The organism is Ditibartonella apis, from assembly GCF_001952075.1.
GTDB classification, from domain to species: Bacteria; Pseudomonadota; Alphaproteobacteria; order Rhizobiales; family Rhizobiaceae; genus Bartonella; species Bartonella apis.
In genome coordinates this window covers 219,336-246,033 of record NZ_LXYU01000002.1, presented here as the reverse complement: position 1 = coordinate 246,033, position 26,698 = coordinate 219,336, and the positions used below count along the sequence as shown (strand labels likewise).

The following is a 26,698-nucleotide window of genomic DNA, read 5'->3' as shown; positions in this document are numbered from 1 at the left end:
GAGCCGTGATTCGATTGGTCACGGAGTATTTAGTATCTTGAGTATGTGTGGTCGAGTATCCAATGACTGTTGTTCGTCTTGTAAAAGATCTCGTGCAAGCTTCGCCGGAAGAAGCATGGCGTAACCAGATTTTAAAGGGTGACTGCGTTGCAGCACTCAATAAACTGCCAAGTCAATCGGTAGACGTTATTTTTGCCGACCCGCCTTACAACCTGCAGCTTGCAAATGCATTGCATCGCCCTGACCAGTCATTGGTAGATGCCGTGGATGATGACTGGGACCAGTTCGAGAGCTTTGCAGCCTATGATGCTTTCACACGTGCCTGGCTTCTTGCTTGCCGCAGAGTGTTGAAGCCGAACGGGACAATCTGGGTTATCGGTTCTTATCATAATATCTTCAGAGTTGGTACCGCTTTGCAGGATCTCGGATTCTGGATGCTCAATGATATCATCTGGCGTAAAACCAACCCGATGCCGAATTTCAAGGGGCGTCGTTTTCAGAATGCACATGAAACGCTAATCTGGGCATCGCGTGACCAGAATGCCAAAAAATACACCTTCAATTATGAAGCGATGAAAGCCGCCAATGATGACGTGCAGATGCGCTCCGATTGGCTGTTTCCGATCTGCACCGGCGGGGAACGGCTGAAAGACGAAAACGGACATAAAATCCATCCCACCCAAAAGCCGGAAGCATTGCTTGCGCGCGTTATCATGTCCTCGACAAAACCCGGCGACGTTATTCTGGATCCATTTTTCGGTTCCGGTACTACGGGGGCAGTTGCGAAGCGGTTAGGGCGTGATTTCGTAGGAATCGAGCGTGAACAATCCTATATCGATGCAGCTTTGGAAAGAATTCGTGCAGTCAAGCCGCTTGCAAAACCGGAGCTTGCCATGCTTTCGGGAAAACGGGCAGAACCGCGTGTGGCCTTTATAAGCCTGCTTGAAGCAGGATTATTAAAGCCGGGTTCTGTGCTTTATGACAAAAAACGCAAACACGCAGCCATCATCCGCGCAGACGGGACAGTGGTTGTTGATGGTGAGGCCGGCTCTATCCATATGATGGGGCGGAAAGTACAAAACAGCGCCAGCTGCAACGGTTGGACCTTCTGGTATTTCGAGAAAGATGGTCAATTGGTTCTGATAGATGAACTACGTCTTATTATTCGGGAACAAATGACAAAACAGGGCGTTTAAAAGCTGAACGGTCGGATAATCTCCAGTCTCCGATCATAAAAAAGGCGTGCGCATGAATTGCGCCGCCTTTTATTTTTTTCTGTTTGATTTTTTTGGTTTCGTGCCGCTGGTTTTAAAACTATCAGGAATGGCGGCAGCAATTGCCTTTTTCATAACAGTAGGCAGAGCTTCACCCGAGAGTTCATTTGTTTTGCACCACCAACCATTGCCCGCAATTGATTTGTCTACATTTCTGGCCAAATAGACATCAAGAGTGAGCGAAAAATGGGTAAAGACGTGGTGGGCTTTGCCCTTCAACACCCAGTTGGCATGAAATGGAGCATCAGCGACAGAATAATTATTTTGTTCGCTGAAGTGATTGGGGATTTGCGTCATTCCGCCGAGTAGTCCGGAACTATGCCGTTTTTCCAGATAGATCTCGTTATCTTCACTTAATGCGACAAAGGCAACTCCATAGCGTTGGGGACGCTGCGGCTTTGGCGGTTTGACCGGAAAGGCTTCGGGGTTACCGTTGCGCTTTGCTTCGCACAGGTTTTCAACCGGACATATCATGCATTTAGGGGCGCGTGGTGTGCAAATCGACGCACCGAGGTCCATCATGCTTTGGGCAAAGTCGCCACAACGCTTGTCAGGTGTTATTTCCTGCGTTCTTGTTCTGATTTTTACCTTTGCTTGCGGCAAAGGTTCACCAATTGAAAAGACGCGGGCAACGACCCTTTCGACGTTACCGTCAACGACGGCGACAGGTTCGTTATAGGCAATAGAAAGAATGGCTGCTGCCGTATAATCACCAATACCGGGCAGACTCTTCAAGCTTTTTAACGATTTTGGAAAAACCCCGTCATATTCGGCCACTACTTGTTCCGCACAGCGTTTGAGATTTCTTGCTCGTGAATAATAGCCGAGGCCTGCCCAGGCTTTAAGCACATCTTCCAATTCGGCTTTTGCGAGAGAAAAAACCGTTGGCCATGTTGTTACGAATTTTTCAAAGAAGGGTTTTACAGCTTCAACAGTTGTTTGTTGCAACATGACTTCCGACAGCCAGACCCGGTAAGGATCATTTTTCTTGCCCCTCAACAAGTCGGCCGGAGCCACGCGCCAAGGCAATATACGATGGTATCGGTCATACCAGGAAAGAAGCTTTTCTGAAAAATCATTCATGGATTTTTCCAATCACAGTTTATCAAAAAAATCAAAAAGAAAAGGCAAGCCGTTAAAAGACTTGCCCTACATTTCATCAAGCTTATTCGATGCGAATAATCGACGATGTTTTTTCAATCAATGTGATGGCCTTGAAGGTAACCGCCATTTCTTGCGTCTTTCATTTTATAGGCGCAGACAAAAGCAATTACCATCATGATCGTCACATACCAGTAGAAGTAATTGCCGACGCCTTCATTCTTGAACCAAAGCGCAACATATTCGGCCGAACCGCCAAAGAGTGCGTTCGCCACAGCATAGGAAAAACCTACCCCTAATGCTCTGACAGAAGCCGGAAACATTTCTGCTTTAACAATACCGCCGATGGAGGTGTAAAGACAGGATACTGCGAGCATCACAACGATCATGAAAAAGGCGGCGAGTTCACTATGCGTAGATCCGATAAATGACAGCGCGGGAATGGTCAGGATGATTGAAAGAACTGACCACATCAACAACGATGTGCGTGTCCCGATACGATCCGCAAGCATCCCGAACAGAGGCTGAAGAATCATAAAAATAAATAATGCAGCAAGCATCATTGTATTGGCATCTTTGGCCGAAAAGCCGGTAGTAGTCACTAGATATTTCTGCATGTAGGTGGTGTAGGTATAAAATGTGAGAGAGCCGCCGGATGTGAAACCCACAACAAGCAGGAACGAGCGGGTATGGTTTTTCAACAGGCTGATGAGGCTTCCGGCTTCAACACTGGTGCGCGATTTTTCCGTTGAAGTTTCATGCAGTGAACGACGTAAGTAAAAAGCGATGATTGCTGTTAATGCGCCAATAACAAAAGGAATACGCCAGCCCCACGCCTTTATCTGATTGTCATCAAGGAACAGTTCCAGAATAACAACAACCAGAACGGCAAGAAGTTGTCCGCCGACGAGTGTCACATATTGGAAGGAACTGAAAAATCCGCGTCGGCCTTTCAAAGCAACTTCACTCATATATGTGGCAGTGGTTCCATATTCTCCGCCGACAGAAAGTCCCTGCATCATACGAACGAGCAACAAGATGACACCTGCGGCATTGCCCCATGTGGCGTAGGTCGGTAGAAAAGCGATGATAAGCGAGCCTAGGCACATCATCACCACAGAGATCATCATGGATTTTTTCCGGCCATACCGGTCGCCTATACGGCCGAAAATATATCCGCCGATCGGGCGCATCAGAAAACCGATGAAAAATATGCCAGCCGTTTTAAGAAGTGCTGCGACCTCGTCATTGCCAGACGGATAGAACTGGTTGGCAAAATAAATGGATGCAAATGCGTAGATATAAAAATCATACCATTCCACCAGATTGCCGGATGCGCTTGCAACGATTGCAAAAATTCGTTTGCGTGTATCGTGTGGGTCAGCGGACTGAGCTGTTTTAGTCGTTTCGGTCATGTCTATCTCCCATGAGGCAAAGCTTTAAGCCGGATTATTATTTCGTTTGTTGTTGCACGTTCATGGAAAAAGGCAATGGAAACTTTTGGAGACACACAAGTAAAAGTGATATTTATAGTTTAAAAATGTTATTTGTTATTTTTGGCAAAGAACCATTTCAATATTTTATTTATTTAAATATCCTTACAGAGGCGTTTATGAGCGAGCTAAAAGAAATAAAACATTGAGTTTGATTTTTTGCCTGAAAAATTATCGAACGATCATTGCGGGAGTAAACGAAAAAGAAGGAGAGATCAAAAGCGTTTACATCGGCCAGCCAAATAGCTAACTTGCCCACTGTTTTTGATCAAGCAAGAAGAATGGTGATGCGCCCATTTCCGTCTTTCCACTCAATTTGGCTACCGAGGTTACTTTGAATATTCCCGTCTATATAATCAATCTTGATCGGTCAAAAGATCGTTTCAAGGTCGTCGCACGATCAGCTGAAAGCGTCGGACTGGAGTATCATCGTATCAGTGCGGTTGACGGTAGCGAGATCGACATTCAGCATTCTCCCGAAATTGATGTGAAACGGTTTCGCCGCCGGCACGGGAAAAATATCCTGCCTGGAGAAGCAGGGTGTTATCTTAGTCATCTTCGGGTGTTGTCGGTTATTGCAAATGGCGAGGATCCTTATGCCGTCATTGCAGAGGATGATGTCGGCTTCGATGAGGAATTTGTCAGAATTATCGATAAACTTTCCCAAATCGACGGATGGGATATGATCAAATTTTCCAACCATCGTAACCGGATTTTTCGTAAAATGATGGATATAACCGATAATGTATCCATTGGCCGGTGTTTGCATGGTCCTTTAGGAAGCTCGGCGGCCTATATGGTGACGCGCGAGGGAGCAAAGAAGCTTCTTGAAAAACTCACTCCGATGAGCCTTCCTTACGATGTAGCGCTTGAACGCGGTTGGAGCGGCTATAAAGCATTTTCAACCAACAAGAATATCGTAAAATTTTGTGGAGTGAATGGCTCGACGATCGTAAAGGGAAGGAAAACCTATCACAATATGCGATTGCCGAAGTGGAAGCGGATCGGTACCCTGTTTTTCCGGATATCGGATTATATCCGTCGTATCATTTATGGGCTACAGCCGTCCCACCTGAAACTTCAAGATAGGGTTAAAAAATGAAAGCCATTGTCACAGGCGCTGCCGGTTTTATCGGTTTTGCAACGACGAAAGAACTCTTGAAGCAAGGTTTCGAGGTTATCGGAGTTGATAATCTGAATGATTATTATTCTGTCGAGCTTAAAAAAGCACGTCTGAAGAATATCAGTGACGATTCGGCGTTTCGTTTTGTTAAAGCGGACATAGCCAATAAAGAACAAGTCGAGCGGGCTTTGGGGCACGAAAAGCATGTCGACGTCATTGTGCATTTGGCTGCTCAGGCGGGCGTGCGTTATTCAATAGAAAATCCTTCTGCATATGTAAACGCGAATGTTGAAGGTGAGGTCAGAATCTTCGAACAGGCGTTGAAGTTTGATTCCCGTCCGCCGGTTGTTTATGCAAGCTCTTCTTCTGTTTATGGGGCAAACAAGAAAGTACCATTTTCGGAGGATGACAGAGTTGACGATCCTGTTTCGGTTTATGCTGCGACAAAACGGGCCGGAGAGCTTCTTGCCCGCTCATATCACCATGTTCATAAACTCAAAACTTCCGGTTTGAGGTTTTTTACAGTCTATGGCCCGTGGGGGCGTCCCGATATGGCTCCCTGGCTTTTTACGGATGCCATTTTGAAAGGCCGTCCAATAAAACTTTTCAATTACGGCAAGATGCAGCGGGATTTTACTTTTATCGACGATATTGTGTATGGCGTTGTCACTGTGGTAAAAAATATTATCAATGAACCGGAAAATGTCGCAGATATTTATAACCTTGGTAATAACAAGCCGGTTCAACTGTTGGAATTTGTTGAAGCTATCGAACAGGCAACTGGCAAAAAAGCATTGACCGAACTTTGTCCTATGCCGCCTGCCGATGTTGAAAAAACTTATGCCGATATTTCCCGTGCCGAAAGGGATTTGAATTTTCACCCGACAATGTCGATAACCGAAGGCATGGTAAAGTTTGTCGACTGGTTTAAATCTTATCAAGGCAAATGATGGGCTGGAAACCGAAAAAACGTCATTTTTCTTCACTTGCCGAAACGGCATCGGGGCTACTCGAGCCACTTTTGCGTAAAAAAACCGGTCTCAGTCTGGAACTTATGGCAAATTGGGCCACCCTTGTTGGCGAAGATATTGCCAAAACCACAATGCCGCTGAAGATTATTTGGTCAAGGCGTGCGAGCATCGATGATCCCTTTAAACCGGGAACGCTGGTTGTGGGATGCGAAGCCTATTCTGCAATGATACTCACGCATGAGACGGGAGAAATCCTTCAACGCATTAATGCCTTTTTCGGCTATGTCGCGATCAATCGCATAAAGATCGAACAGCGTGTTATTGTGAAAGAGGAAGAAGCACGTATCGAACGCCCGCCGGTTAATGAAACAGACCGCAAACTTATAGACGAGCTTACAGGAAAAATCGAAAATGATGGTTTGAGAAACTCTTTGAGCGATCTGGGGTTATCTATTTTTTCGCAGAAATATGTGTCTCATGGCAAAAAATTTAACAATTAATCCGAGACAACTTTTAATGGATGACTTATAAAATAATAAAGCTTGCCTTCGACTTAGCGAGTTTCAAGTTTGAGCAAATAAAAAGAAAAGGTACTGTTATGCTTAACAAAAAAAACAGTCAGCGTCTTCGTTCTTTCGCTGCCGCTTTGGGGTTAGCCGCAACAACCTGTTTTACTATTTTTCCTGCTTATGCTGCCGATAATAAACCGGCTGAAGCTACAACAGGTGATAGCAAGACGATCAATGTCAAATCGTCAGGTACTGTTGATATGGCAAAACTCCTTGAACCCGGTAAAGGCAAGGAAATGGTCGAGGGCAACGCTGATGCTCCGGTAACCATTGTTGAATATGCTTCTGTTACTTGCGGCCATTGTGCCGCTTTCTTTAAAGAAACGCTGCCATCCATCCGTGAAAAATATATCAAAACCGGTAAAGCGCGTCTGGTATTCCGCGAATTTGCCTATGATCCGCGCGCACAGGCAGGTTATATGCTTGCACGCTGCGCACCGGAAGACCGGTATTTCCCCATGATTCAAGTACTTTTTGAAAAGCAGATGGATTGGGCTGCCGCGTCCGACGCTTTGCCGCCATTGAAAAATATTGCTGCTATGGCCGGTCTTGATGATAAAGCTTTTGAAGCTTGCCTGAAAAACCAGACTGTTCTTGACGAGGTCAAGAGTTCGTTTGAACGAGGCAAAGAGTTTGGCGTAACTTCGACGCCAACATTTTTTATCAATGGCAAGAAATATGAAGGCGCATTGTCTGTGGAAGAAATGTCTTCTGTGATTGATAGTTTTCTGTAATACCGCAATATGTGCTAATAAAAGGATGCAGTTATATTTTGGCTGCATCCTTTTTTGTAACCCGAAGGTAGGTTTATGCAGTTTACCAAGCTGCGACTGGTCGGTTTTAAATCCTTTGTCGAAGCTCAGGAGTTCGTGATAGAGCGTGGGCTAACGGGTGTTGTTGGCCCGAATGGATGCGGAAAATCAAATCTGGTTGAATCGCTCCGTTGGGTTATGGGAGAAAACTCCTATAAAAATATGCGTGCTTCCGGCATGGATGACGTTATTTTTTCAGGTTCCGCAACAAGGCCGGCTAGAAATTTTGCAGAAGTAACGCTTTTTCTTGATAATTCGGACCGCAGTGCGCCGAATGCTTTTAACGATACTGATGAATTACAGGTTTCCCGTCGCATCGAAAGAGATGCAGGTTCGGTTTATCGTATCAACGGTAAAGAGGTTCGTGCCAAAGACGTGCAGTTATTGTTTGCAGACCAATCGACAGGTGCAAGGTCGCCTTCAATGGTCGGGCAGGGGCGAATTGGCGAACTGATACAGGCCAAACCGCAAGCACGGCGTGCTTTACTGGAAGAAGCGGCAGGTATTTCAGGCCTTCATAGCCGTCGTCATGATGCGGAATTGCGCCTGCGTGCTGCTGAAGGAAACCTTGATAGGCTTGAAGATGTGGTCGGAGATCTTTCCTCGCGAATTGAAAGTTTGAAACGTCAATCGCGACAGGCCAATCGCTTCAAAACCCTCTCGGCCGATATCAGACAGGCAGAGGCAGGGCTATTCTATCTGCGTTGGTCAGAAAATAAATCGCAGGAAGCTGAAGCAATCAGTGCTTTGAATGGCGCCACTCAGCTCGTCGCAGAAAAGGCGCAAGCGCATATGCGCGCAGAAAAGGCACAAGAAAAGAGTAAAAACAAACTTCCACCCCTGCGGGAAGAAGCTGCGAAAGCTTCCGCCGCATATCAAAGATTAAGCCTTGAGCTACAACAACTTGACGAGGAAAAAAACCGCAATCGGCAACGACAACAGGAATTGATGCGCAGGCTTGAACAACTCGACGCCGATATTAGTCGTGAAAAACAACTTGCCAAAGATAATGGTGAGAGCCTCGAACGACTGAATGAGGAAGAAGAAACTTTACGGCTCGAGGCGGAAAACCAACAGGAAACCGAGGTCGAGCTCACCCTTCAATATGAAGAGCTGCAAAGTGTGTTGAGCAAAAGTGAAGCTCAGGCCGGGGAACTTACACAATTGCAAGCCCACGCCAAGGCCGAGGAATCAAGAATTGTCAATCAGATTGCTGATCTTGCGAAACGTGGCGAGCATCTTGATGAAACAATTGCCGATTTTAAGCGGCAAATAGAAGTACTCCAAACAGATATAGCGTCTTCCGACAAAATTGCCGAAGCCCGTAAAAATTTGGACGAAGCCGAAGTGAAGCTTACGCAAAACGAAGCCTTGTTGCAAGAATGCGAGTTGGCGACGGAAGCTGCACGGGAAGAGGAAAATGCGGCGCGTCCGGTGGTCGCTGATTGTCGCGATCAGCTGAACGGACTTGCTACGGAAGCACGCACGCTTGAACAACTTTTGAGTTCTTCAATCAGTGGGGAGTTTCCGCCGGTTGTGGATCAAATTACTGTAAAAGACGGTTATGAAGTTGCTCTCGGTGCAGCATTGGGAGATGACCTGGAAGGGTCGGTTGAAGAAGGCGCGCCTCTTTTCTGGAGCGGTCATACGGGAACTTATGAAGCACCAGCTCTTCCCGACGGTGTAAAGTCATTGGCGGATTTTGTAAAAGCACCAGCAGAATTAAAGCGAGCCTTGCAACAAATTGGTGTTGTCGAAGAGGAAGACGGCAAGCGTTTACAAAGGGATTTGAAGACAGGGCAAAAACTGGTGAGCCGAGATGGCGCAATCTGGCGTTGGGATGGTTTAATGGCGCGCTCTGACGCGCCGACTGCAAGCGCGCAACGTCTCGCTCAAAAAAATCGCCTTCAGGTGTTGGCCCATCTCATTGACGAAGCGAAGGAAGCTTTGAAGATTGCCGAAATTAACTTACAGAAACTCACGAAAAAAGTTGAAGAATCGGCCCTTTATGAGCGCGAAATACGCGAAAAACTGCGGTCGAGCCGCGAAATTCGGGATGAAGCGCAGCAGTTTTATAGCAAAATTGAACGCGAAGTCTCCGAACATCGTTTGAAGCTTTCTTCAATTGAAAATAATGTGCGTGATCTTGAAGGCGAAAAAGCAGAACTCGTTCAAAAACTTGAAACTTTATCGAAAGAACGGAATGAATTGCCTGATATGACTGCTATAGAGGAAAAGATCACGTCATTTTCGGCAAAAATCTCTTCGGAACGCAGAGCAGTATCGGAAGCATTGGCTGCCCTCCAAAGCTGGAAACAGAATGCAAATGCGCGTGTACGCAGGCTTGAAGTGATCGGGTCGGAGCGTAAAGCCTGGTTCAATCGTATTGAAAATGCGAAAAATCAGATAGAGGCGCTAAAAGCACGTCGTGAAGAAGCAATGACCGAGGCTGAACAATTGGCCGAGACGCCGGAAGGGCTAGAGGAAAAACGACAAAATCTGCTTGATGCTATTGCAACAAAGGAAGCGGAAGGCCATGCCGTTATGGACCGTCTGGCAGAGGCAGAAACAATACAGACAACGCTCGATAAACAGACATCGGAAGCTTTTGCCAAACTTTCTTCAAGCCGTGAAGAACGCGCGAGAGCTGAAGAGCGACTTAATGCTGCCGTTGATCGACGGAAGGATATTGAGTCGCGGATAAGCGAAGCTTTGAATTGTCAGCCGCATGAAACTTTGGTTCTTGCAGGGTTTTCGGTTGGCGATGAAATGCCGGACATTGAAACACTTGATCACAAGCTTGAACGGTTGCGGATCGAACGCGAACGTTTGGGAGCGGTCAATCTACGTGCCGACGAGGAAGAAAAAGAACTGCGCTCGCGGTTTGATTCAATTACCGGCGAACGTGACGATGTGGTAGAAGCGATCAAGAAGCTGCGTGTCGCAATTGTCAATCTTAACCGCGAGGGGCGCGAGCGTCTGCTTTCAGCCTTTAACAAGGTCAACGACCAATTCCAGAGACTTTATCACCATCTTTTTGGTGGTGGAACGGCAGAGCTGCAACTCATTGAATCCGATGACCCGTTGGATGCCGGCGTGGAAATTCTGGCGCGGCCGCCCGGTAAAAAACCACAAACCATGACGTTATTGTCAGGTGGTGAACAGGCCTTGACTGCATTGGCATTGATATTTGCAGTTTTCTTAACGAGTCCGTCTCCCATTTGTGTGCTTGACGAAGTCGATGCACCGCTCGATGACCATAATGTCGAACGTTACTGCCATTTGATGGAAGAAATGGCAAAATCGACAGAAACGCGTTTTATCGTTATCACCCACAACCCGATCACTATGGCACAAATGGATCGTCTTTTCGGTGTTACGATGGGTGAACAGGGGGTTTCGCAACTCGTATCCGTTGACTTGCAAACGGCAGAAAAAATGCGAGATGCCGGTTGATATTGAAGGCTCAAAAAGTTGTTATTCAATCGATTTGGTCAATCTGTAAAGAAAATTGATGTTGGCGGCAGACTAAATGTCATTTAAGCTATAGTTGATAGTTGATATTTGTTTGTCTCCATCAAGGGTAATACAGGAATTCCAGTTTTTAATATTCAACTATCGAAGTCAATCGGAGGATATGTTTCAAATGACAAAATGGGTTTACAGCTTCGGTAACGGGAAAGCGGAGGGGGCTGCATCTGAACGCAACCTCTTGGGCGGCAAGGGAGCAAATCTCGCAGAGATGAGCAATCTCGGATTGCCGGTTCCTCCGGGGTTTACAATTACGACTGAAGTCTGCACCTATTTTTATAATAATGATAAAACCTATCCTGACAAACTTGATGAAACAGTCAAGAAATGTCTTGCCGAAGTCGGTAAACTGACCGGGCGCCGTTTTGGTGACAAAGATAAACCGTTGTTGGTTTCTGTGCGTTCGGGGGCGCGTGCCTCTATGCCCGGTATGATGGATACAGTCCTCAATCTTGGACTGAACGATGAAACTGTCAAAGCCATTGCCAGAGAGACAGAGGACGAACGTTTTGCCTATGACAGCTATCGTCGTTTTATCCAGATGTATTCCAACGTTGTGCTTGGTATTGATGGTTCATTGTTTGAAGAAATTATCGACGATGCCAAAGCCCGCCATGGTTACGAAGTCGATACCGAAATGACCGCCAAAGATTGGCAGGATGTGATTGCTTCTTATAAAGAATGTGTCGAAAGAGAAATCGGAAAACCGTTTCCTCAAGATCCTGAAAAACAGCTTTGGGGGGCGATCAGTGCTGTTTTCTTAAGCTGGATGACACCACGTGCTGTGACCTATCGCGAACTTCACGATATACCGGAAAGCTGGGGCACTGCGGTTAATGTTCAGGCAATGGTGTTCGGCAATATGGGTGATGATTCGGCAACCGGTGTTGCTTTTACCCGTAACCCGTCGACGGGCGAGAATGCGCTTTTTGGCGAATTTCTTGTCAACGCACAAGGAGAAGATGTTGTTGCCGGTATAAGAACGCCGCAAAACATCACCGAAGCTGCGCGCATAGCAGCCGGTTCCGACAAGCCTTCGTTGGAAAAAACTTTGCCGCAAGCCTTTAAAGCATTCAATGACATCGCCCATAAGCTTGAAAAGCATTATCGCGATATGCAGGATATGGAATTTACCATTGAAAAAGGTAAGTTGTGGATGCTGCAAACGCGTATCGGCAAGCGCACAGCGCGGGCGGCCCTCAAAATGGCTGTCGATATGGTTGCCGAAGGTCTTATAGACCGCACCGAAGCAATTTCCCGTATTGATCCGAAATCGCTCGATCAACTTTTGCACCCCACGCTTGACCCTAATGCAAAAAAGATTGTTTTGGGAACAGGCCTTCCGGCTTCTCCGGGAGCGGCGACGGGCGAAATCGTTTTTTCTTCGGAAGAAGCGGAAAATGCAACCAAAGAAGGACATAAAGTTATTCTGGTGCGGGTGGAAACAAGTCCGGAAGATATTAACGGTATGCACGTTGCAGAAGGTGTTTTGACAACGCGCGGTGGCATGACCAGCCATGCCGCTGTTGTGGCTCGTGGAATGGGAAAACCGTGCGTTTCAGGTGCCGGTAGCATCCATATCGATTATCGTAGCGGCACATTGAAAGCAGCCGGCGAGACTTTCCATAAAGGTGACATCATCACGATTGATGGTGGAAATGGCGAAATTTACAAAGGCAAAGTCGCTATGTTGCAACCGAAAATGTCGGGCGATTTTGCAAAACTCATGTCTTGGGCCGATGAAAAACGCCGTATGCATGTTTGTGCGAATGCCGAGACACCGGCGGACGCACGTATGGGGCGCTCTTTCGGTGCGGAAGGAATTGGTCTTTGCCGTACCGAGCATATGTTTTTTGCCGGTGATCGTATCATCTCGATGCGCGAAATGATTTTGGCCAATGATGAACAGGGGCGTCGCAAGGCTTTGGCAAAACTTCTGCCCATGCAGCGTTCCGATTTTATCGAATTGTTTGAAATCATGCATGGTCTGCCGGTTACCATCCGTTTGCTGGATCCTCCGCTTCATGAATTTTTGCCGAAAACAGATGTCGAAATTGCCGAAGTTGCCAAAGCTATGTCAATTCCGGCTGAACTGATTAAAGAAAGAGCAGCAGAGCTTCATGAATTCAACCCGATGCTGGGATTAAGGGGATGCCGCTTGGCGATTACTTATCCTGAAATTGCCGAAATGCAGACGCGCGCAATTATAGAGGCTGCGATTGAAGCAGGGAAAGCTACCAAGGAAACGGTTATACCGGAAATCATGGTGCCTTTGGTCGCATTGAAAACCGAACTTGATTATGTCAAAGATCGTATTGATGAAACGGCAAAGGCTGTGATGAAAGAGCATAATGTTTCAATCAAATACCTTGTCGGAACGATGATCGAATTGCCAAGGGCTGCGATTCGTGCTGCCGAAATTGCCAAATCGGCAGAGTTTTTCTCTTTCGGCACCAATGATCTTACGCAAACGACGTTCGGCATTTCACGCGATGATGCCGGTCCATTCCTTTCGACTTATATTAAAAAAGGTTTATTGGAACAGGATCCATTTGTATCCATCGACCGTGATGGCGTAGGCGAACTTGTCAAAATCGGCGCAACACGCGGCCGCAGTCAGCGTGCCGACATCAAGCTTGGTATTTGTGGTGAACATGGTGGCGATCCGATGTCAATTGACTTATGTGAAGAAGTCGGATTGAACTATGTTTCCTGTTCGCCGTTCCGTGTGCCGATAGCCAGACTCGCTGCAGCCCAAGCGGCAATCAGGCATAAAAAATAGGTTATGCCAAGAGTAGGTAATTAATGTGGAATTCGATTTGCGGGTGCGTTTTTGCCGGTATCATAAGTTTGAGTGCACCGGCCATAACTATGGCCGGTACCGTCGAGCCGATATTGCATATTGAAAAAGGTGAAGCGTCAAGTCCACAGGTGGCTTTGACGCTTGACCTATGTATGGGGGATATCGACCACCGTATTTTTGACACTCTCGTCTCTCATCAGATCAAAGCCACTTTATTTGTTACGGCCCGATGGTTACAACGAAATAGGCAAACTGTCGAAGTTATCAAGGCTCATCCCGATCTGTTTGAAGTTGCAAATCATGGCAAAAATCATGTTCCAGCAATCGATAATCAGACGGATATCTATGGTCTCAAAACAGCAGGTAGTCTTAAAGCAGTTTGTGAAGAAATCAAAGGTGGAGAGGAGAGTTTGCTAGCTGCAGGTTTTCCGCGCACTTACTGGTATCGCGATGCATCTGCACGCTATTCTAAGGATGCGGTGAAGCTTGTTCATGACATGGGGTATGAAGTAGGCGGCTTTTCTCTTAATGCTGATATGGGAGCATCCTTGCCGCCGAAAACGGTTGCTCAACGGATTTCATCTGCTAAGAATGGTGATGTCATTATCGCCCATATGAACCAGCCTAAACGGGCATCCGGTCAAGGGGTCGCATCGGGTATTCTGGAGCTTGAGAAAAAGGGCTATCGATTTGTGAAATTATCGGATGCCACAAAACCGGTAGAGAGACAAACGACTATTAGCGAATGTAGCATGTTGGAAGGAAAAAGTGCGAAAACGGGGACAAGCACCTTACAAGGGGCAATGAACGGACAATGAGAAAAATATACGTTCGGCTAACTTCCTATGCTGCCTTATGGTCGCCACGTTTTGGCGGTGTGAGTCTGTTGGCTCTTGTCATTGTCAGTCTTCTTCATCGTTTTTCCCTTATCCGGACCCATATATTTCTTGTCTGTTCAAGCATTGCCGGTTTATTGGCTCTTATAGCTCTCTTTCTGGCAGCCAAAGGACTTTACGATCTTTGGGAAAATGGTGACAGAGGGGGATTGAAATCACTAAAGGGTATTGTCTATTCACTCATAACACTTACCCCCATATCGGCTTTTTTGTTCATGTGGTGCGTTATGCCACCGCTTAATGACATCTCGACCGATACCGATACGCCGCCACACTTTATTGGAGAGGCAAGACCGGCTGACGCTTTGCCTGTTGCTGCCGACTTATCCGGTCAGGCCAATCTGCAACTAAAAGAATGGCCCGAGCTTTCAGGCCGTCGTTATGATGGCTCTCCCGACCGTATATTGAAATCTGTGCGCAATGTTCTGGATGCACAGGGCTGGCCAATCAAGGCGCAACGCGGTGTTGACGGTGAAGACGACGAGCTCTTTATCGAAACCGAAGCTAAAACTTTTTATCTCGGTTTTATATCGGACATCGTTATTCGTCTGACCGATGAAGGCGATACAACTTTTGTAGATATGCGTTCGGCTTCACGTTATTTATATCGTGATCTTGGTGTTGATGCTTCCTTTATTCTCACCTTTATGGATGCTCTTGACACTGAAATGCTTTCAACACCTATCGATCAGGATAATGAATAGGAACTGAAAAGCGAAAGTGGTTCATCCGTTATGACAATGCCTTTCTCCACCAAATCTTCGAGGTGGGCAAGAACCGAGAGAGCAGCAGCTTTGTGAAGGCGATTGTCGAGTGTTCTGTAAATTGCCTTGACAATCTCGCTTATTGTCCGGTCTCCTTCACGCAATCGTTCGATAATTGCCCGTTCACGCATTTTTCTGTGTGCAATAATGGCGCGCACATAAGCGTGCGGCTTCATGACAGGGCCACCATGTCCGGGAAGGTAAATCTTATCGTTGCGGCTCAGAAGTTTTGTGAGTGATTGCATATAATCCTGCATGGCACCATCAGGTGGCGCGACCACTGTTGTTGCCCATGCCATAACATGGTCGCCAGTAAAAAGCACACCGGTTTTATCAAGCACATAGGCTGTGTGATTTGCCATGTGTCCGGGAGTAGTGACCGAAGTGAGTTTCCAGCCATTGCCTTCGATTGTCTCACCGTCCCCCAGTATAATGTCAGGTTTAAAATTTTTGTCACAATCTGCGTCAAGGGCGATGGAGTTGTTAAGGACATTGGTCAAAGCAGGCCTGTAGCGTCCTTCAGCAACAATTCTTGCTCCGGTAAGGTTACTTAATCTCTTCGCAAGCCCGCAGTGATCGCTATGGCTATGCGTGATAAAAATATAATCCAGTCTATGTTCGGCAATGACGCGAAGAAGCGTTTGCAACTGGTCATCATCATCGGGACCAGGATCGATAATTGCAAGCTCGTCTTTTCCTAAAATATAACTATTCGTGCCGGTAAAGGTAAAAGGGGAGGGGTTATGAGCTGTTACCCGACGGATATCATTACCAAGAACGACTGCCTGACCATATTGAGGTGTAAAATCCTTGTTAAAATCGACACGCATCGGATTTCCTTTTCCGTTAAGCTGGAAGGCATATTAAGTTGCAAGGCTTCAAAAGCTAACATCTACAACCCGATTTTAAAGATTATAGCAGACAGGAAAGACGGAAAAGTTACATTTGCTTGAAAATAACTATTGAAATCCGAGTCATAGGTTGAAATTCGCCGGGTCGGTAAAAATCGTCAAGTAGATGGATATATGCCGTATAGTTCGAAGCGTTTGAAAATCTATTTTCAACCAACGTAATGGCAGAACTCGCGCGAGACTATAGCCAAAAAAAAGTGCCGGTACGTGCTTAGACATATTGCACATTTTTATCGAACTCGTTATAAGGCGCGCAGGAAGTGTGCCAAGCATGCTTTTTGGGGTATAGCCAAGCGGTAAGGCACCGGTTTTTGGTACCGGCATTCCCTGGTTCGAATCCAGGTACCCCAGCCATTTTCTTTAAATCAGCTTTTGATTTTCGTTCGAGAACGGTCACTATCATTAGAGAGATAATGATATGGCGGTTTTGGGCAGAGACTCTTGCAAAAATATGTGCAAAACGAACCGTAAAACAGTTCAATATCGCTTCGCCGTAAGTTATAAAAATCCTATTCAACAATGTGAAATAGTCGCAAAAACGCTAGGGAATTCCTGCTTTAGCGTTTCATATTGATTATTTCTGCCATTGTCTCGTCGGCAATTTGGAAAACGCGGAAATTGGCTTTAAAATTATGTTCAGCCAGGTCCATATTCACCATGTCGTCTCCGGCATCATATGTCTCGCGACCGACAGTTGTTCCAACCGCAACATTCTGGGCAATCTGATCAAGTGTATCCGCTTGTCTGTTCATGCCGCCTACCGAAATACGCATTGCTGAATCAATAGGCATCGAATTCACCCTTTCTGTTGATGCTTTTAATTATCTCAACACGTTAAATATAATACACTTAACGGCTGATTTCCAGAGAAGAGGTAAAAGTTAAAATTAGAGCCAGCCTTTTTTTCTGAAGTATAATATGGGTATAACAGCAGAAATAATCATCAGAAACAAAGCAAAGGGATAGCCCCATTTTTCATTAAGTTCCGGCATAAATTGGAAATTCATGCCGTAGATGGAAGCAACAAGTGTTGGCGGCATGAAACCGACCGCTGCAACCGAGAAAAATTTGATAATTGCATTTTGTTCAGTCGATATCATTCCGACAACGGTATCAAGCAGGAATGTCATTTTTGCAGACAAAAAGTCTGCATAATGTTCAAGCGACTGGGTATCCTGTTCCAATGATTTGACAGTCGTCTTCATATCTTTTTTCGGTGTTACTGTTTTGCCGTCGGCTTCGATATATTTGGGGGTAACTGTTTTCCCGTAAGCTTCAACATAAACGAGAAGGCGGCTAACTCCTGCAATGCTTTCTCTCACCATTGAAAGCAACGTTCCCTGATTGCCAATATGGTTGAGAGTTTTGCGAAAATCGATGGTCGACATCGGCATAGCCGCTTCATCACGATGGAAAATATTGCGGGAAGCAGTTTCAATGCGTCCGGAGACTGCTTCAAGAAGATCGGCAAGCCTATCTGTTGCAGCTTCGATAACAGCAGTGAGAATAGTTAACCCCGTGCACTGCGGTGTAATTAATCCATTGCCTGCTTTAGTCACCCGCAAAATGAAAAGCTCGATTGCTTGCGGGTGGCTATAGCGAACAGTCACCAGCCTTGATCCTGTCAGAATGAAGGTAACAGGCGCGATATCCCGTTTGTCGCCGTCAACAGTATAGATCAACGGAGCTGTCATATATTGCGCTCCGTTTTCCATATAAAAGCGGCTTGATTCTTCAATCTCTGTCATATCATCATGCGTCGGTATGGGAATTCCGAGCCACTTTTCCAGCTCTTTTTCCTCTCCTGCAGTCGGATCGGAAAGATCAATCCACAGCACGTCATTTTCGGGCGTTCCGTCTTCTTTAAGCGGGACTTCAACAAGACGGTCAGTCGATGTTCGGAAGCTGCGGATCATGCATTAATCCTTTGTGATTTCAACCGGAGCTATTTTTTGTACTTCGACGAATTCTTGGTCCCAACGGCCTGATACCAGCGGGTGACAATGAGAAATACCTTCAGCTGAAAAATGAACCGGCTTGGTATCGACAATGCCGGCAGGGGCGTCATCGCCCTTCCGATATTCGGATGTTCCGATGATGGCACGTTCATTTTTGTGATAACTCGCAAGTCTGAGATCGCGCGCTTCTTCAATACGTTTGGCAAGGTTGCCATCAATCAGACTTTGCATAACGCCGCCTTCATCTTCAAGGCGGGTAAATTCGACCCACGCTGCTTCTGCAAGTGCATCTGCGTCACTGTCTCGCCGGTTTGCCTGTTTTGCAAGCGGGGTGGCAAGCTCTTTCATAAAAATAAGCTGGCTGTTACGGGCAATGCGACGCGCGTTTTCATCGGGTAAACCGAATACGAAACTATATGGCAAAACCGATAATGATGATGCCCCACCCAAAATGGCAGCATAGGCAGCAATTGATGAACGGGAGATATTGCTGAGGGAATCCTGTTTTGTCATCATTCGCATCGATGTTTCAACGTGAATGACCGCAGGAAATGGCGAAGTCACCCCGCGTTCTTCCTGAAGTCTGCGCCAAAGCGACCTGATTGCACGCATTTTTGCAAGCCCCATGACGGGGTCTTCATCAAGAGCTGTGGCAAAACCGATGTGCGGTAAAGCATAAATAATGTGGTGGCGTGCTTCCTCGACCATCTTCAAATGGGCGAGCGCAACCGACATCATAGCACCGATCTCTTGTGCCGGCGTAGCACCGGCATTATGGTAAGGTCGTCCATCGGCTTCAAGAACAACACCGGGAATGCCTGAGGAAAAAAACACCGACATTGATTGCGGCAATGACGCTTTTAGCGCTTCAATCGACATTTTGAGTTTGCCGGTCGTGGCCAACACAGCCGTGGGGTCGGTACTGAATGTCAGTTTTGTGCGAGTCGGGTTAATGCGCCGGTGCTGGAGATAATCGATAAAACTGTCGGCAATGACACGACCATGGGGATGGTTGTCGAGACGGATATGAAGACCGTCGAGGCTTACCCCGTCGAAAAGTGTTGGAATTGTTTCTGCTTTAGCCGGTAGTCCGAAGCCGTAAGCACTATTGGCGCCTTCGAAAATCAGGGCAATGCCAGTAGCACCATTGGCTATATCTTCCTTAAGTTGGAAGCGGGCACGTTCAATATCGGGATCGTCGGCACGTTGCATGACTGACCAGCCTGCCTGACGGGATTGTGTATTGTCGGATGGATGGGATTGTTTCGAGCTCATGAGCAAATCAAAATCCTGCTAAATAAATTTTACACCATCTCGGAGATGGGGTTTTATGTAACACAATCACAAAGCCCCGACCGGTGCAAGTCCAACCTATTGCAAATTCATTTAGGATTCAATTTGTCAAAACCAAGTTTGGCTCCAGAAATCCGCAATCAATCCGATGTTTGTTCAGTATCGGAAGCGATTATGAAGTTATGAGGTTGATTGCATTCCAAAATCAGGGGCTCAAAGGCGAATTTTTATATGTCGTTGATTTAAAAATAGAACTTGCGAAAATTTATTGAGCTTTCAAATTTTTGAAATTTTTACGAAGATGCATTTGTTGCGTTGTTAACCACGCCAGTCATCGGCCGACTATCCGGTTTTTTACTGTAAGAATTGGAGCATGAGAAAACCAAGTTCTCTTATCTCGTCAAGCCTCACATAAAAGACTTATTGATTTTGTCTAATTTCGGTACATTTATGATGATTGGAAAACATGCCGAGGGATAATTGGGTATGATAGACAAGAGTGGAATTTTTCTGGGTGCCAGCCATCAAAAAAAGGATAACGCACTCAAACCTGAATATATCTGGCTTAAATATGCAAATCGTCATGGCTTGATAACCGGTGCGACAGGCACAGGAAAAACTGTAACATTGCAGGTTATTGCCGAGGCCTTTGCAGCTTCCGGTGTGCCAGTCTTTTGCGCCGATGTGAAAGGTGACCTTTCAGGCATAGCCAAAGCCGGCACGCTTAATGACAAGGTTCGTTCGCGAGCTCAAAGTGTCGGGCTCTCGACTATCGAAATGAAAGCCGCACCTGTTATCTTTTGGGATTTGTTCGGCGTCGACGGGCATCCGATAAGGGCCACTGTGTCAGAAATGGGCCCATTGTTGCTCTCAAGGCTGATGGATTTGACGCAAGCACAGGAAGGTGTGCTGAACATTGCTTTCCGTGTTGCCGATGACGAAGGATTATTATTGCTTGATCTTAAAGATTTGCAGGCAATGCTTAATCACGTTGGAGAAAAGGCTGCGGAACTTTCTTCCCGTTATGGCAATATCTCTAAATCTTCCGTAGGCTCTATCCAGCGTCAATTATTGGTTTTTGAAGAGCAGGGCGGAGAACATTTCTTTGGTGAACCGTCTTTAAAGCTTGAAGATATTATGCGCACAACGAGTGATGGGCGAGGCGTTGTCAGTGTCCTTGCGGCTGACAAACTGATGACCAATCCGCGTCTTTATTCCACATTTCTGTTGTGGCTTATGTCGGAACTTTTCGAACAGTTACCGGAAGTCGGCGATCCTGAAAAACCGCGACTCGTTTTCTTTTTTGATGAAGCGCATCTGCTTTTCGATAACGCACCAAAAGCATTGATTGAACGGATTGAACAGGTCGTGCGCCTGATCCGTTCAAAAGGAGTGGGCATCTATTTTATTTCGCAAAATCCGTTGGATGTGCCGGAGTCCATTCTGGCTCAACTGGGCAATCGCATCCAGCATGCATTGCGTGTTTATACGCCGCGCGAAACAGCAGCTGTGAAAGCCGCAGCCTCGACTTTTCGTGCCAACCCTGATTTTGACACGATGAAAGCAATCTCCGATCTCGGAACCGGTGAAGCGCTGGTGTCAACTTTAGAAGATAAAGGGGTTCCATCCATTGTTCAAAGGACCACTATCCGTCCACCTTCATCACAAATTGGCCCGATTACTTCTGAAGAGCGTCAAAACTTGATAAAAACAAGCCCCGTGAGCGGAAAATATGACGAAACCGTTGATCGTCAGTCCGCTTACGAGATGTTGCAGAAAAATACGCAAGAAAAACAATCCGGTAATAATCAGGAAGAAGGCGGGAGTTTCTGGGATACGATTTTCGGCGATGATAAAAAGAATAGTCGCGGTCAATCTGTTGCGGAAACTGCCGTCAAGTCGATTACCCGTACGGCAGCCAATTCCATCGGCCGGTCAATTGCAAAAGCCGGTGAAAATTATTTACGCGGTGTGTTAGGCAATCTTCTGGGTGGTAGACGGAAATAAACGGTTGGTGGCCTGACAGGTTTCGGCGTAGGGGTGATAGATCACCAGTCACAGGATTTTAAAACTACCGTGAAGCGACCGGCCGCAATTGTGGCCTTGGCGTTACTCGAACTAATGTTTTTATATTTTAAAAGCCAATAGGCCTTCATCTATGGTCATATGGTTTTAAGAAGTTTTATATAATTTGTGAGCTGCGCTTGGCAGAGCAGGGGCGTTCATCAGAGGGTGTAAAAGTGGCTTGCTTTTGTTCTACTTAGCAAGACTTTCAAAACATTCTGGTAGTTTCAGGGAATTAACGTAACTACCGGAACCGTTATCGGTATGTGAGACCGAATTTACCGCCGCTCCTCAATATCAGACAACAAGTACGGGGGCTTTTTCCGGCACACGATCGTAAAGATCAATAATGTCCTGATTGATTAATCTCACGCAACCAGATGAAGCGCGCTTGCCAATGGACGACCAATCGGGTGAACCATGAAGACGGTAGAGAGTGTCTCGACCGTCTTGAAAAATATAAAGTGCGCGTGCGCCGAGCGGGTTTTTGAGGCCCGGTTTCATTCCTCCGTTTTCGGCACTGTATTTTTTAAGTTGTGGCTGTCTTGCGATCATATCCGAAGGTGGAGTCCATGTCGGCCATTTGCGTTTATATTCGATGATGCCGCGGCCGGACCAAGCAAACCCTTCTTTTCCGACACTGACACCGTAACGGATAGCTTTGCCGTTCAAACGGACGAGATAAAGATAACGGCGTTTCGTATCGACAACGATTGTTCCCGGTTGTTCGCCTGTCGGATCATCAACAATCTGACGTAGAAATTGCGGATCAATTTTTTGATAGGGAATTGCCGGTAAGACAAAATCACCATCGCGCATTTCGGCATACATCGACGCAAAAGGAAGAAGTGCGCTATTATCGGTTGCGGATGGTGATTTTACCGGCGCAAGCGCAATATCTTTCAACCCTGAAGGCATACATGCCGAAAGACCGGTTGTGGCTGCCCCGATTGTGAGTGTTTGCAAAAATAAGCGTCGGGAGACATAGTTGGTCATCTATCAATCCAATTTCTCTTCGTTATTTTATATATGTCGCAAAAAAGTTAAAAACCGCCAAACCCTAGACGCATCATAGACATGCGAAGGTAAGTTTTCGTGTGAAGGTTCAAAAACATAAACAATAAAATTTGCCATTTACAGGCTGCCCTTACAGCCATCAATGGTCTATCTATAAAATCGGTTTTGTAGAGACAACGAACCGATAACCCGACTTAGGCGGTCAAACTCTTGTGAGATAGGCAAATTCCCTTGCTTTTATCCAGTGAGAGCACCAAATAAATAAACGCACCTATTCCGGAAGAGAATATATTTTAAGGAGTATTGAAAATGGCTTTTGAATTGCCCGAACTACCCTATGCGTATGATGCACTTCAGCCTTATATGTCGCGTGAGACACTTGAATATCACCATGACAAGCACCATCAGGCCTATGTCACCAATGGCAATAAATTGCTAAAAGATTCAGGCCTTGAAGGTAAAAGCCTTGAAGAAATCGTCAAAGCGAGCTTTGGCAAAAATCAGGGTCTGTTTAACAATGCAGCGCAACACTATAATCACACCCATTTCTGGAAATGGATGAAGAAAGATGGCGGTGGAAAGAAACTACCGGCCAAACTGCAAAAAGCGATTGACAGCGATTTGGGCGGTTACGACAAATTCCGTGCGGATTTCCTTGCAGCCGGTGCAGCTCAATTCGGCTCTGGCTGGGCTTGGTTGGCTGTGAAAAACGGAAAATTGGAAATTTCCAAGACACCGAATGGAGAAAACCCGCTTGTTCATGGAGCAACGCCTATTCTTGGTGTCGATGTCTGGGAACACTCCTATTACATTGATTATCGCAATGCTCGTGCAAAATATCTGGAAGCATTTGTTGATCATCTGATCAATTGGGATCACGTACTGGAAATGTACGAAAAGGCCTGATTTCTTCGGCAAAACGAAATTTGAGCCACCATTTGTAAAAATGGTGGCTTTTCTATTTCAAAACGTAAATAAGTTGAACAACTTAAAATCTGGTGCACATGCTCGCGTCGATCGACTTTTCATTATAAAGATAATTCATTGTTTTTAGCCATGACTTGCATTGATTCATGGTTTTGAAACATCTGTAACGCTCTACCGGCATAAGACCGGAGCCACGGTCCTGAAACGGGGTTTGTTCCCATCCGCGGAAAAAACCGGCAACTATACCACTTCCCTTCGGAGGCGTCGAACAACGTTCGCCTGCATATTCACTGGTCATATTAGCCACTTTCCCGGGATCCCGTCCACTTGCATAACCGCTTTGTGACATCGCGAGAAAGGCAAGGCCGATTGCAGTAAAAAATGTCAATCTCAGTTTCATAGAGAATAGGCCTCCATCAGCCCGGTTAAAATCAATATCTTGTACACAATGTTGCCGTTGGTGGTGGTGCACCGTAAAGCGATTCCATTGTATACAGCCAGCCACGGCATTCATCCATCGATTTAAAGCATCTGAAGCGGTCAACCGTGACAAAGCCATCAGAGCTTACAATGGGGTTATCTGTCAGGCCGCTAAAATAGCCTGCAACAATTCCGCTTCCCTTTGCCGGTGTGTTACAACGGGTGCCTGCATATTCATCGACATTTTTCCTGATTCCTGCACTTTGAGCAGGCAGAGAAAAAATGATAACCAATAATAGAACAATTAAATTTGTAATTCGCATTTTCAAGACCAGATATTCCTGAAATATCAGACCAAATCCTGTAGTTTTATTTTTTACATCTTGAGTAAACATCTGGTGTTTTTAGAATGCATTGACAAGTGTGGCATTTATCCATTGCCTTAATATTAAATATGAGAAGGTTAGAAAAAATAAATGTCCAACTCCAAGCCAGCTCAGAGGGAACCTCGTTATTATCATCAGAATATGAAGTCCGCCGAAAACGTCTTCCGGAAAGCTTATTTTGCAAGAAAAATACAGGTAGGGCCGTAATATCCTGAAAATAGAATTGTGAGACCCGACCTGTCATTTTTAAAAACCTCCGGTATCATCCGGATGACGGCATTAATTCTTTCCCGCAACTTTAAGAATGAAAGCGTAGATATAGGCACTTTCTTCGAGCCGTGAAAAACGTCCGGATGCACCGGCATGACCGGAATCCATATTGGTTCTGAGCAAAACCGGATTATTGCCGGTTTTGAATTCGCGCAATTTTGCAACCCATTTTGCCGGTTCCCAATAGGTTACACGGGGGTCGGTGAGACCTGCCATTGCAAGAATAGACGGATAGTTCTTCGCGCTCACATTATCATAGGGAGAATAGGACGCTATCAGTTCATAATCTTCCTTTGATGCAATAGGATTTCCCCATTCGGGCCATTCAGGTGGCGTGAGTGGCAGGGTATCGTCAAGCATTGTCGTTAACACGTCGACAAAGGGAACGATAGCGACAATGCCGGCATAATCTTCGGGAGCCATATTGGCGACGGCACCCATCAGCATGCCACCAGCCGACCCGCCTTCCGCAATCAACCGGTCGTGAGAGGTGAAATGATTGGCAACCAGAAAGCGTCCGCAAGCGATAAAATCGGTAAATGTATTGCGCTTGAACAGATGCTTTCCTTTTTCATACCAGTCAAAGCCTTTTTCTTTGCCGCCTCTGATATGAGCAATTGCATAGATAAAACCGCGATTGACCAACGATAAAGCATTGGTATTGAAACTGTCCGGCATGGAAATTCCATAGGCCCCATAGCCGTAAAGCAGGCATGGAGCACTGCCATCAAGTTTTGTACCTTTGCGATAAAAAAGCGAAACGGGAATCTCCGCTCCGTCTTCAGCCTTGGCCATCAAACGACGCGTTATATAATTTTTAGGATCATGCCCCGAAGGTACTTCCTGCCGTTTTAACATGACACGTTGGCGTGTCGTCATGTCATATTCGTAAAGTTCGGCGGGCGTTGTCATTGAAGAATATGTAAAGCGGATCGTCCCGCTATCATATTCGGGTGCTCCATGAAGCCCTAATGAATAAGTTTCTTCTGTAAAGGAAATGGCATGTCTTGTCCCGTCACGCCGGTCAAGGAGCTCGATTCTGGGAAGGCCATCGCGCCGTTCAAGCCAGATAAGAAAATTCTTGTAAGCATCATGAGCAAGGATGAGCCTTGAACGTTGGTGAGGTACCACTTCCGACCAGTTTTCCTCAGTAGGTTTATCGAAAGGCGCCGACATGATTTTGAAATCTTTGGCGCCATTTATATTGGTGAGGATATAGAAGACGTCGCCGCCTTCAGTTAAGCTATATTCGACACCTTTTTGACGCTTTCTTACACATTTTGGTGCGCTTGTTGGATCTTTTGCCGGAATAAGCCAAACCTCGGAAGTTTCGTGGTCGTGTATATCGATATAGATCACGTCATTTAACGACGAACCACCAACACTCAAGAAAAATCCAGGGTCTTTTTCTTCAAAAACCAGTTTATCAGCTTGTTGTTCGGTTCCAAGCTTATGATAATAAAGTTTGGAGGGGCGGTGATTTTCATCCACGTTTGTGTAGAAAAAACCTTCCGAATTCGCGTCCCAAACAACATCACCGGCAGTATTCAGAATTGTTTCAGCACTATCTGAGAGCGAACTTAAATCACGCAGTTTTGTTGTATAGAATTCCGAACCTTTGTCATCATAGGTCCAGGCACATTTCTTATGGTCTGGCGAATGCTGGACTGCACCGAGACGAAAGTAATCTTTCCCTTTGGCTAGCGCATCACCATCGAGATAAACGACAGCCTCACCACCATTGCGAGGTGTTCTAAAATAACGCGGCTGTTCGCCACCGGTTGTGAAAGAAACGCCATAAGCATAGGGCCCTTCTTTTACAGGTACCGAGCTGTCATCTTCTTTTATGCGGCCCTTCATCTCGGCAAAAAGTGTTTGTTGCAGCTCTTTCGTATCAGCCATCAAGGCTTCCTGATAAGCATTCTCTTCTTCAAGGTGGCTGCGTATATTTTCGTCAAGCAATTCGGGCTTTTTGAAGACTTCTTGCCAGTTTTCAGCCCTCAACCAATGGTAAAAATCGTGACGAACAATGCCGTGATGTACTTCATAATGGTCTATTTTTTTTGTCTCTGGCGGGAAAATTGATGATTCGGTCATTCTTGTTCCTAAATCAGG

The 26,698-nt window shown here is 46.0% G+C and carries 21 protein-coding genes and 1 tRNA gene; 12 read left to right on the top strand and 10 right to left on the bottom strand.

Annotated elements, in window-relative coordinates; all coding sequences use genetic code 11:
• Positions 1–62 precede the first annotated feature (62 nt).
• Positions 63–1,196: a site-specific DNA-methyltransferase gene (locus tag PEB0122_RS05590; protein ID WP_075870141.1), complete on the top strand. Its 1,134-nt coding sequence runs from the start codon at positions 63–65 to the stop codon at positions 1,194–1,196.
• Between the two features lie 69 nt (positions 1,197–1,265).
• Here the strand turns inward: PEB0122_RS05590 and mutY are convergent, their stop codons facing one another.
• Entirely contained in the window at positions 1,266–2,357 is a 1,092-nt protein-coding gene (gene mutY, locus PEB0122_RS05585; RefSeq protein ID WP_075915997.1) for an A/G-specific adenine glycosylase, read from the bottom strand.
• A gap of 113 nt (positions 2,358–2,470) precedes the next feature.
• Positions 2,471–3,790, bottom strand: a complete 1,320-nt coding sequence (locus PEB0122_RS05580; protein ID WP_075870139.1) for an MFS family transporter — start codon at positions 3,788–3,790, stop codon at positions 2,471–2,473.
• 412 nt (positions 3,791–4,202) lie between these two features.
• On the opposite strand from PEB0122_RS05580, the gene PEB0122_RS05575 reads away from it, so the two are divergent.
• The 8 genes from PEB0122_RS05575 (at position 4,203) to PEB0122_RS05540 (ending at position 15,277) form a co-directional block, all read left to right on the top strand.
• Complete coding sequence (locus tag PEB0122_RS05575; RefSeq protein ID WP_075916294.1) at positions 4,203–4,970, top strand: glycosyltransferase family 25 protein; 768 nt, start codon at positions 4,203–4,205, stop codon at positions 4,968–4,970.
• The gene (locus PEB0122_RS05570; RefSeq protein WP_075915995.1) at positions 4,967–5,941 is read left to right on the top strand and encodes an SDR family NAD(P)-dependent oxidoreductase; all 975 of its coding nucleotides are present in this window, start codon (positions 4,967–4,969) and stop codon (positions 5,939–5,941) included. The genes PEB0122_RS05575 and PEB0122_RS05570 overlap by 4 nt, the downstream gene beginning before the upstream one ends.
• Complete coding sequence (locus PEB0122_RS05565; protein ID WP_318655615.1) at positions 5,938–6,462, top strand: DUF721 domain-containing protein; 525 nt, start codon at positions 5,938–5,940, stop codon at positions 6,460–6,462. Before PEB0122_RS05570 ends, PEB0122_RS05565 begins: the two co-directional genes overlap by 4 nt.
• Positions 6,463–6,560: 98 nt before the next feature.
• Entirely contained in the window at positions 6,561–7,265 is a 705-nt protein-coding gene (locus tag PEB0122_RS05560; RefSeq protein WP_083639831.1) for a DsbA family protein, read from the top strand.
• Positions 7,266–7,340: 75 nt separating this feature from the next.
• A complete protein-coding gene (gene smc / locus PEB0122_RS05555) occupies positions 7,341–10,799 on the top strand; it encodes a chromosome segregation protein SMC (RefSeq protein ID WP_075915993.1) in 3,459 nt (1,152 codons plus the stop codon).
• Positions 10,800–10,989: 190 nt separating this feature from the next.
• Positions 10,990–13,656: a pyruvate, phosphate dikinase gene (gene ppdK, locus PEB0122_RS05550; RefSeq protein WP_075916292.1), complete on the top strand. Its 2,667-nt coding sequence runs from the start codon at positions 10,990–10,992 to the stop codon at positions 13,654–13,656.
• Between the two features lie 89 nt (positions 13,657–13,745).
• Complete coding sequence (locus PEB0122_RS05545) at positions 13,746–14,495, top strand: polysaccharide deacetylase family protein (protein ID WP_225867814.1); 750 nt, start codon at positions 13,746–13,748, stop codon at positions 14,493–14,495.
• The gene (locus PEB0122_RS05540; protein ID WP_075870134.1) at positions 14,492–15,277 is read left to right on the top strand and encodes a DUF1499 domain-containing protein; all 786 of its coding nucleotides are present in this window, start codon (positions 14,492–14,494) and stop codon (positions 15,275–15,277) included. Before PEB0122_RS05545 ends, PEB0122_RS05540 begins: the two co-directional genes overlap by 4 nt.
• On the opposite strand, the gene PEB0122_RS05535 is transcribed toward PEB0122_RS05540, so the two are convergent.
• Positions 15,262–16,167 carry an MBL fold metallo-hydrolase gene (locus tag PEB0122_RS05535; RefSeq protein WP_075870133.1) on the bottom strand — a complete coding sequence of 302 codons (906 nt, stop codon included), beginning with the start codon at positions 16,165–16,167 and terminating at the stop codon, positions 15,262–15,264. The genes PEB0122_RS05540 and PEB0122_RS05535 overlap by 16 nt on opposite strands.
• A gap of 360 nt (positions 16,168–16,527) precedes the next feature.
• Between PEB0122_RS05535 and PEB0122_RS05530 the strand changes: the two genes are divergently transcribed.
• Positions 16,528–16,602: transfer RNA gene (locus PEB0122_RS05530), tRNA-Gln, on the top strand.
• Positions 16,603–16,805: 203 nt separating this feature from the next.
• On the opposite strand, the gene PEB0122_RS05525 is transcribed toward PEB0122_RS05530, so the two are convergent.
• The 3 genes from PEB0122_RS05525 to PEB0122_RS05515 form a co-directional block, all read right to left on the bottom strand.
• Positions 16,806–17,039 (bottom strand): hypothetical protein, encoded by a 234-nt coding sequence (locus tag PEB0122_RS05525; protein ID WP_075915989.1) that lies wholly within the window; start codon positions 17,037–17,039, stop codon positions 16,806–16,808.
• Positions 17,040–17,135: 96 nt separating this feature from the next.
• Positions 17,136–18,164 (bottom strand): magnesium transporter CorA family protein, encoded by a 1,029-nt coding sequence (locus PEB0122_RS05520; protein WP_075870131.1) that lies wholly within the window; start codon positions 18,162–18,164, stop codon positions 17,136–17,138.
• Positions 18,165–18,167: 3 nt separating this feature from the next.
• Positions 18,168–19,481: a methylmalonyl-CoA mutase family protein gene (locus tag PEB0122_RS05515; protein ID WP_075915987.1), complete on the bottom strand. Its 1,314-nt coding sequence runs from the start codon at positions 19,479–19,481 to the stop codon at positions 18,168–18,170.
• A gap of 504 nt (positions 19,482–19,985) precedes the next feature.
• On the opposite strand from PEB0122_RS05515, the gene PEB0122_RS05505 reads away from it, so the two are divergent.
• Positions 19,986–21,506: a helicase HerA-like domain-containing protein gene (locus PEB0122_RS05505; protein WP_075915983.1), complete on the top strand. Its 1,521-nt coding sequence runs from the start codon at positions 19,986–19,988 to the stop codon at positions 21,504–21,506.
• Between the two features lie 354 nt (positions 21,507–21,860).
• Here PEB0122_RS05505 and PEB0122_RS05500 read toward each other — a convergent pair whose 3' ends face one another.
• Positions 21,861–22,559 (bottom strand): L,D-transpeptidase, encoded by a 699-nt coding sequence (locus PEB0122_RS05500; RefSeq protein ID WP_075915981.1) that lies wholly within the window; start codon positions 22,557–22,559, stop codon positions 21,861–21,863.
• A gap of 330 nt (positions 22,560–22,889) precedes the next feature.
• Here PEB0122_RS05500 and PEB0122_RS05495 point away from each other — a divergent pair, with 330 nt between their 5' ends.
• Positions 22,890–23,486, top strand: coding sequence for a superoxide dismutase (locus PEB0122_RS05495; RefSeq protein ID WP_075870126.1), 597 nt, complete (start codon positions 22,890–22,892; stop codon positions 23,484–23,486).
• A gap of 82 nt (positions 23,487–23,568) precedes the next feature.
• Here the strand turns inward: PEB0122_RS05495 and PEB0122_RS05490 are convergent, their stop codons facing one another.
• The 3 genes from PEB0122_RS05490 to PEB0122_RS05480 all read right to left on the bottom strand — a co-directional run bounded on the left by PEB0122_RS05490 (position 23,569) and on the right by PEB0122_RS05480 (position 26,680).
• Positions 23,569–23,907, bottom strand: coding sequence for a hypothetical protein (locus PEB0122_RS05490; protein ID WP_075915979.1), 339 nt, complete (start codon positions 23,905–23,907; stop codon positions 23,569–23,571).
• Positions 23,908–23,938: 31 nt separating this feature from the next.
• Positions 23,939–24,250 (bottom strand): hypothetical protein, encoded by a 312-nt coding sequence (locus PEB0122_RS05485; RefSeq protein ID WP_075916290.1) that lies wholly within the window; start codon positions 24,248–24,250, stop codon positions 23,939–23,941.
• A 342-nt stretch (positions 24,251–24,592) separates the two neighbouring features.
• Positions 24,593–26,680: a S9 family peptidase gene (locus PEB0122_RS05480; RefSeq protein ID WP_075915977.1), complete on the bottom strand. Its 2,088-nt coding sequence runs from the start codon at positions 26,678–26,680 to the stop codon at positions 24,593–24,595.
• Between the last annotated feature and the right edge of the window lie 18 nt (positions 26,681–26,698).

Bases quoted from the DNA above. Each gene is read 5' to 3' on its own strand.
- PEB0122_RS05590 (WP_075870141.1), top strand. From the start codon at position 63: ATGACTGTTGTTCGTCTTGTAAAAGATCTCGTGCAAGCTTCGCCGGAA.
- mutY (WP_075915997.1), bottom strand. From the start codon at position 2,357: ATGAATGATTTTTCAGAAAAGCTTCTTTCCTGGTATGACCGATACCAT.
- PEB0122_RS05580 (WP_075870139.1), bottom strand. From the start codon at position 3,790: ATGACCGAAACGACTAAAACAGCTCAGTCCGCTGACCCACACGATACA.
- PEB0122_RS05570 (WP_075915995.1), top strand. From the start codon at position 4,967: ATGAAAGCCATTGTCACAGGCGCTGCCGGTTTTATCGGTTTTGCAACG.
- PEB0122_RS05565 (WP_318655615.1), top strand. From the start codon at position 5,938: ATGATGGGCTGGAAACCGAAAAAACGTCATTTTTCTTCACTTGCCGAA.
- PEB0122_RS05560 (WP_083639831.1), top strand. From the start codon at position 6,561: ATGCTTAACAAAAAAAACAGTCAGCGTCTTCGTTCTTTCGCTGCCGCT.
- smc (WP_075915993.1), top strand. From the start codon at position 7,341: ATGCAGTTTACCAAGCTGCGACTGGTCGGTTTTAAATCCTTTGTCGAA.
- ppdK (WP_075916292.1), top strand. From the start codon at position 10,990: ATGACAAAATGGGTTTACAGCTTCGGTAACGGGAAAGCGGAGGGGGCT.
- PEB0122_RS05545 (WP_225867814.1), top strand. From the start codon at position 13,746: ATGGCCGGTACCGTCGAGCCGATATTGCATATTGAAAAAGGTGAAGCG.
- PEB0122_RS05540 (WP_075870134.1), top strand. From the start codon at position 14,492: ATGAGAAAAATATACGTTCGGCTAACTTCCTATGCTGCCTTATGGTCG.
- PEB0122_RS05535 (WP_075870133.1), bottom strand. From the start codon at position 16,167: ATGCGTGTCGATTTTAACAAGGATTTTACACCTCAATATGGTCAGGCA.
- PEB0122_RS05525 (WP_075915989.1), bottom strand. From the start codon at position 17,039: ATGCCTATTGATTCAGCAATGCGTATTTCGGTAGGCGGCATGAACAGA.
- PEB0122_RS05520 (WP_075870131.1), bottom strand. From the start codon at position 18,164: ATGATCCGCAGCTTCCGAACATCGACTGACCGTCTTGTTGAAGTCCCG.
- PEB0122_RS05515 (WP_075915987.1), bottom strand. From the start codon at position 19,481: ATGAGCTCGAAACAATCCCATCCATCCGACAATACACAATCCCGTCAG.
- PEB0122_RS05505 (WP_075915983.1), top strand. From the start codon at position 19,986: ATGATAGACAAGAGTGGAATTTTTCTGGGTGCCAGCCATCAAAAAAAG.
- PEB0122_RS05500 (WP_075915981.1), bottom strand. From the start codon at position 22,559: ATGACCAACTATGTCTCCCGACGCTTATTTTTGCAAACACTCACAATC.
- PEB0122_RS05495 (WP_075870126.1), top strand. From the start codon at position 22,890: ATGGCTTTTGAATTGCCCGAACTACCCTATGCGTATGATGCACTTCAG.
- PEB0122_RS05490 (WP_075915979.1), bottom strand. From the start codon at position 23,907: ATGAAACTGAGATTGACATTTTTTACTGCAATCGGCCTTGCCTTTCTC.
- PEB0122_RS05485 (WP_075916290.1), bottom strand. From the start codon at position 24,250: ATGCGAATTACAAATTTAATTGTTCTATTATTGGTTATCATTTTTTCT.
- PEB0122_RS05480 (WP_075915977.1), bottom strand. From the start codon at position 26,680: ATGACCGAATCATCAATTTTCCCGCCAGAGACAAAAAAAATAGACCAT.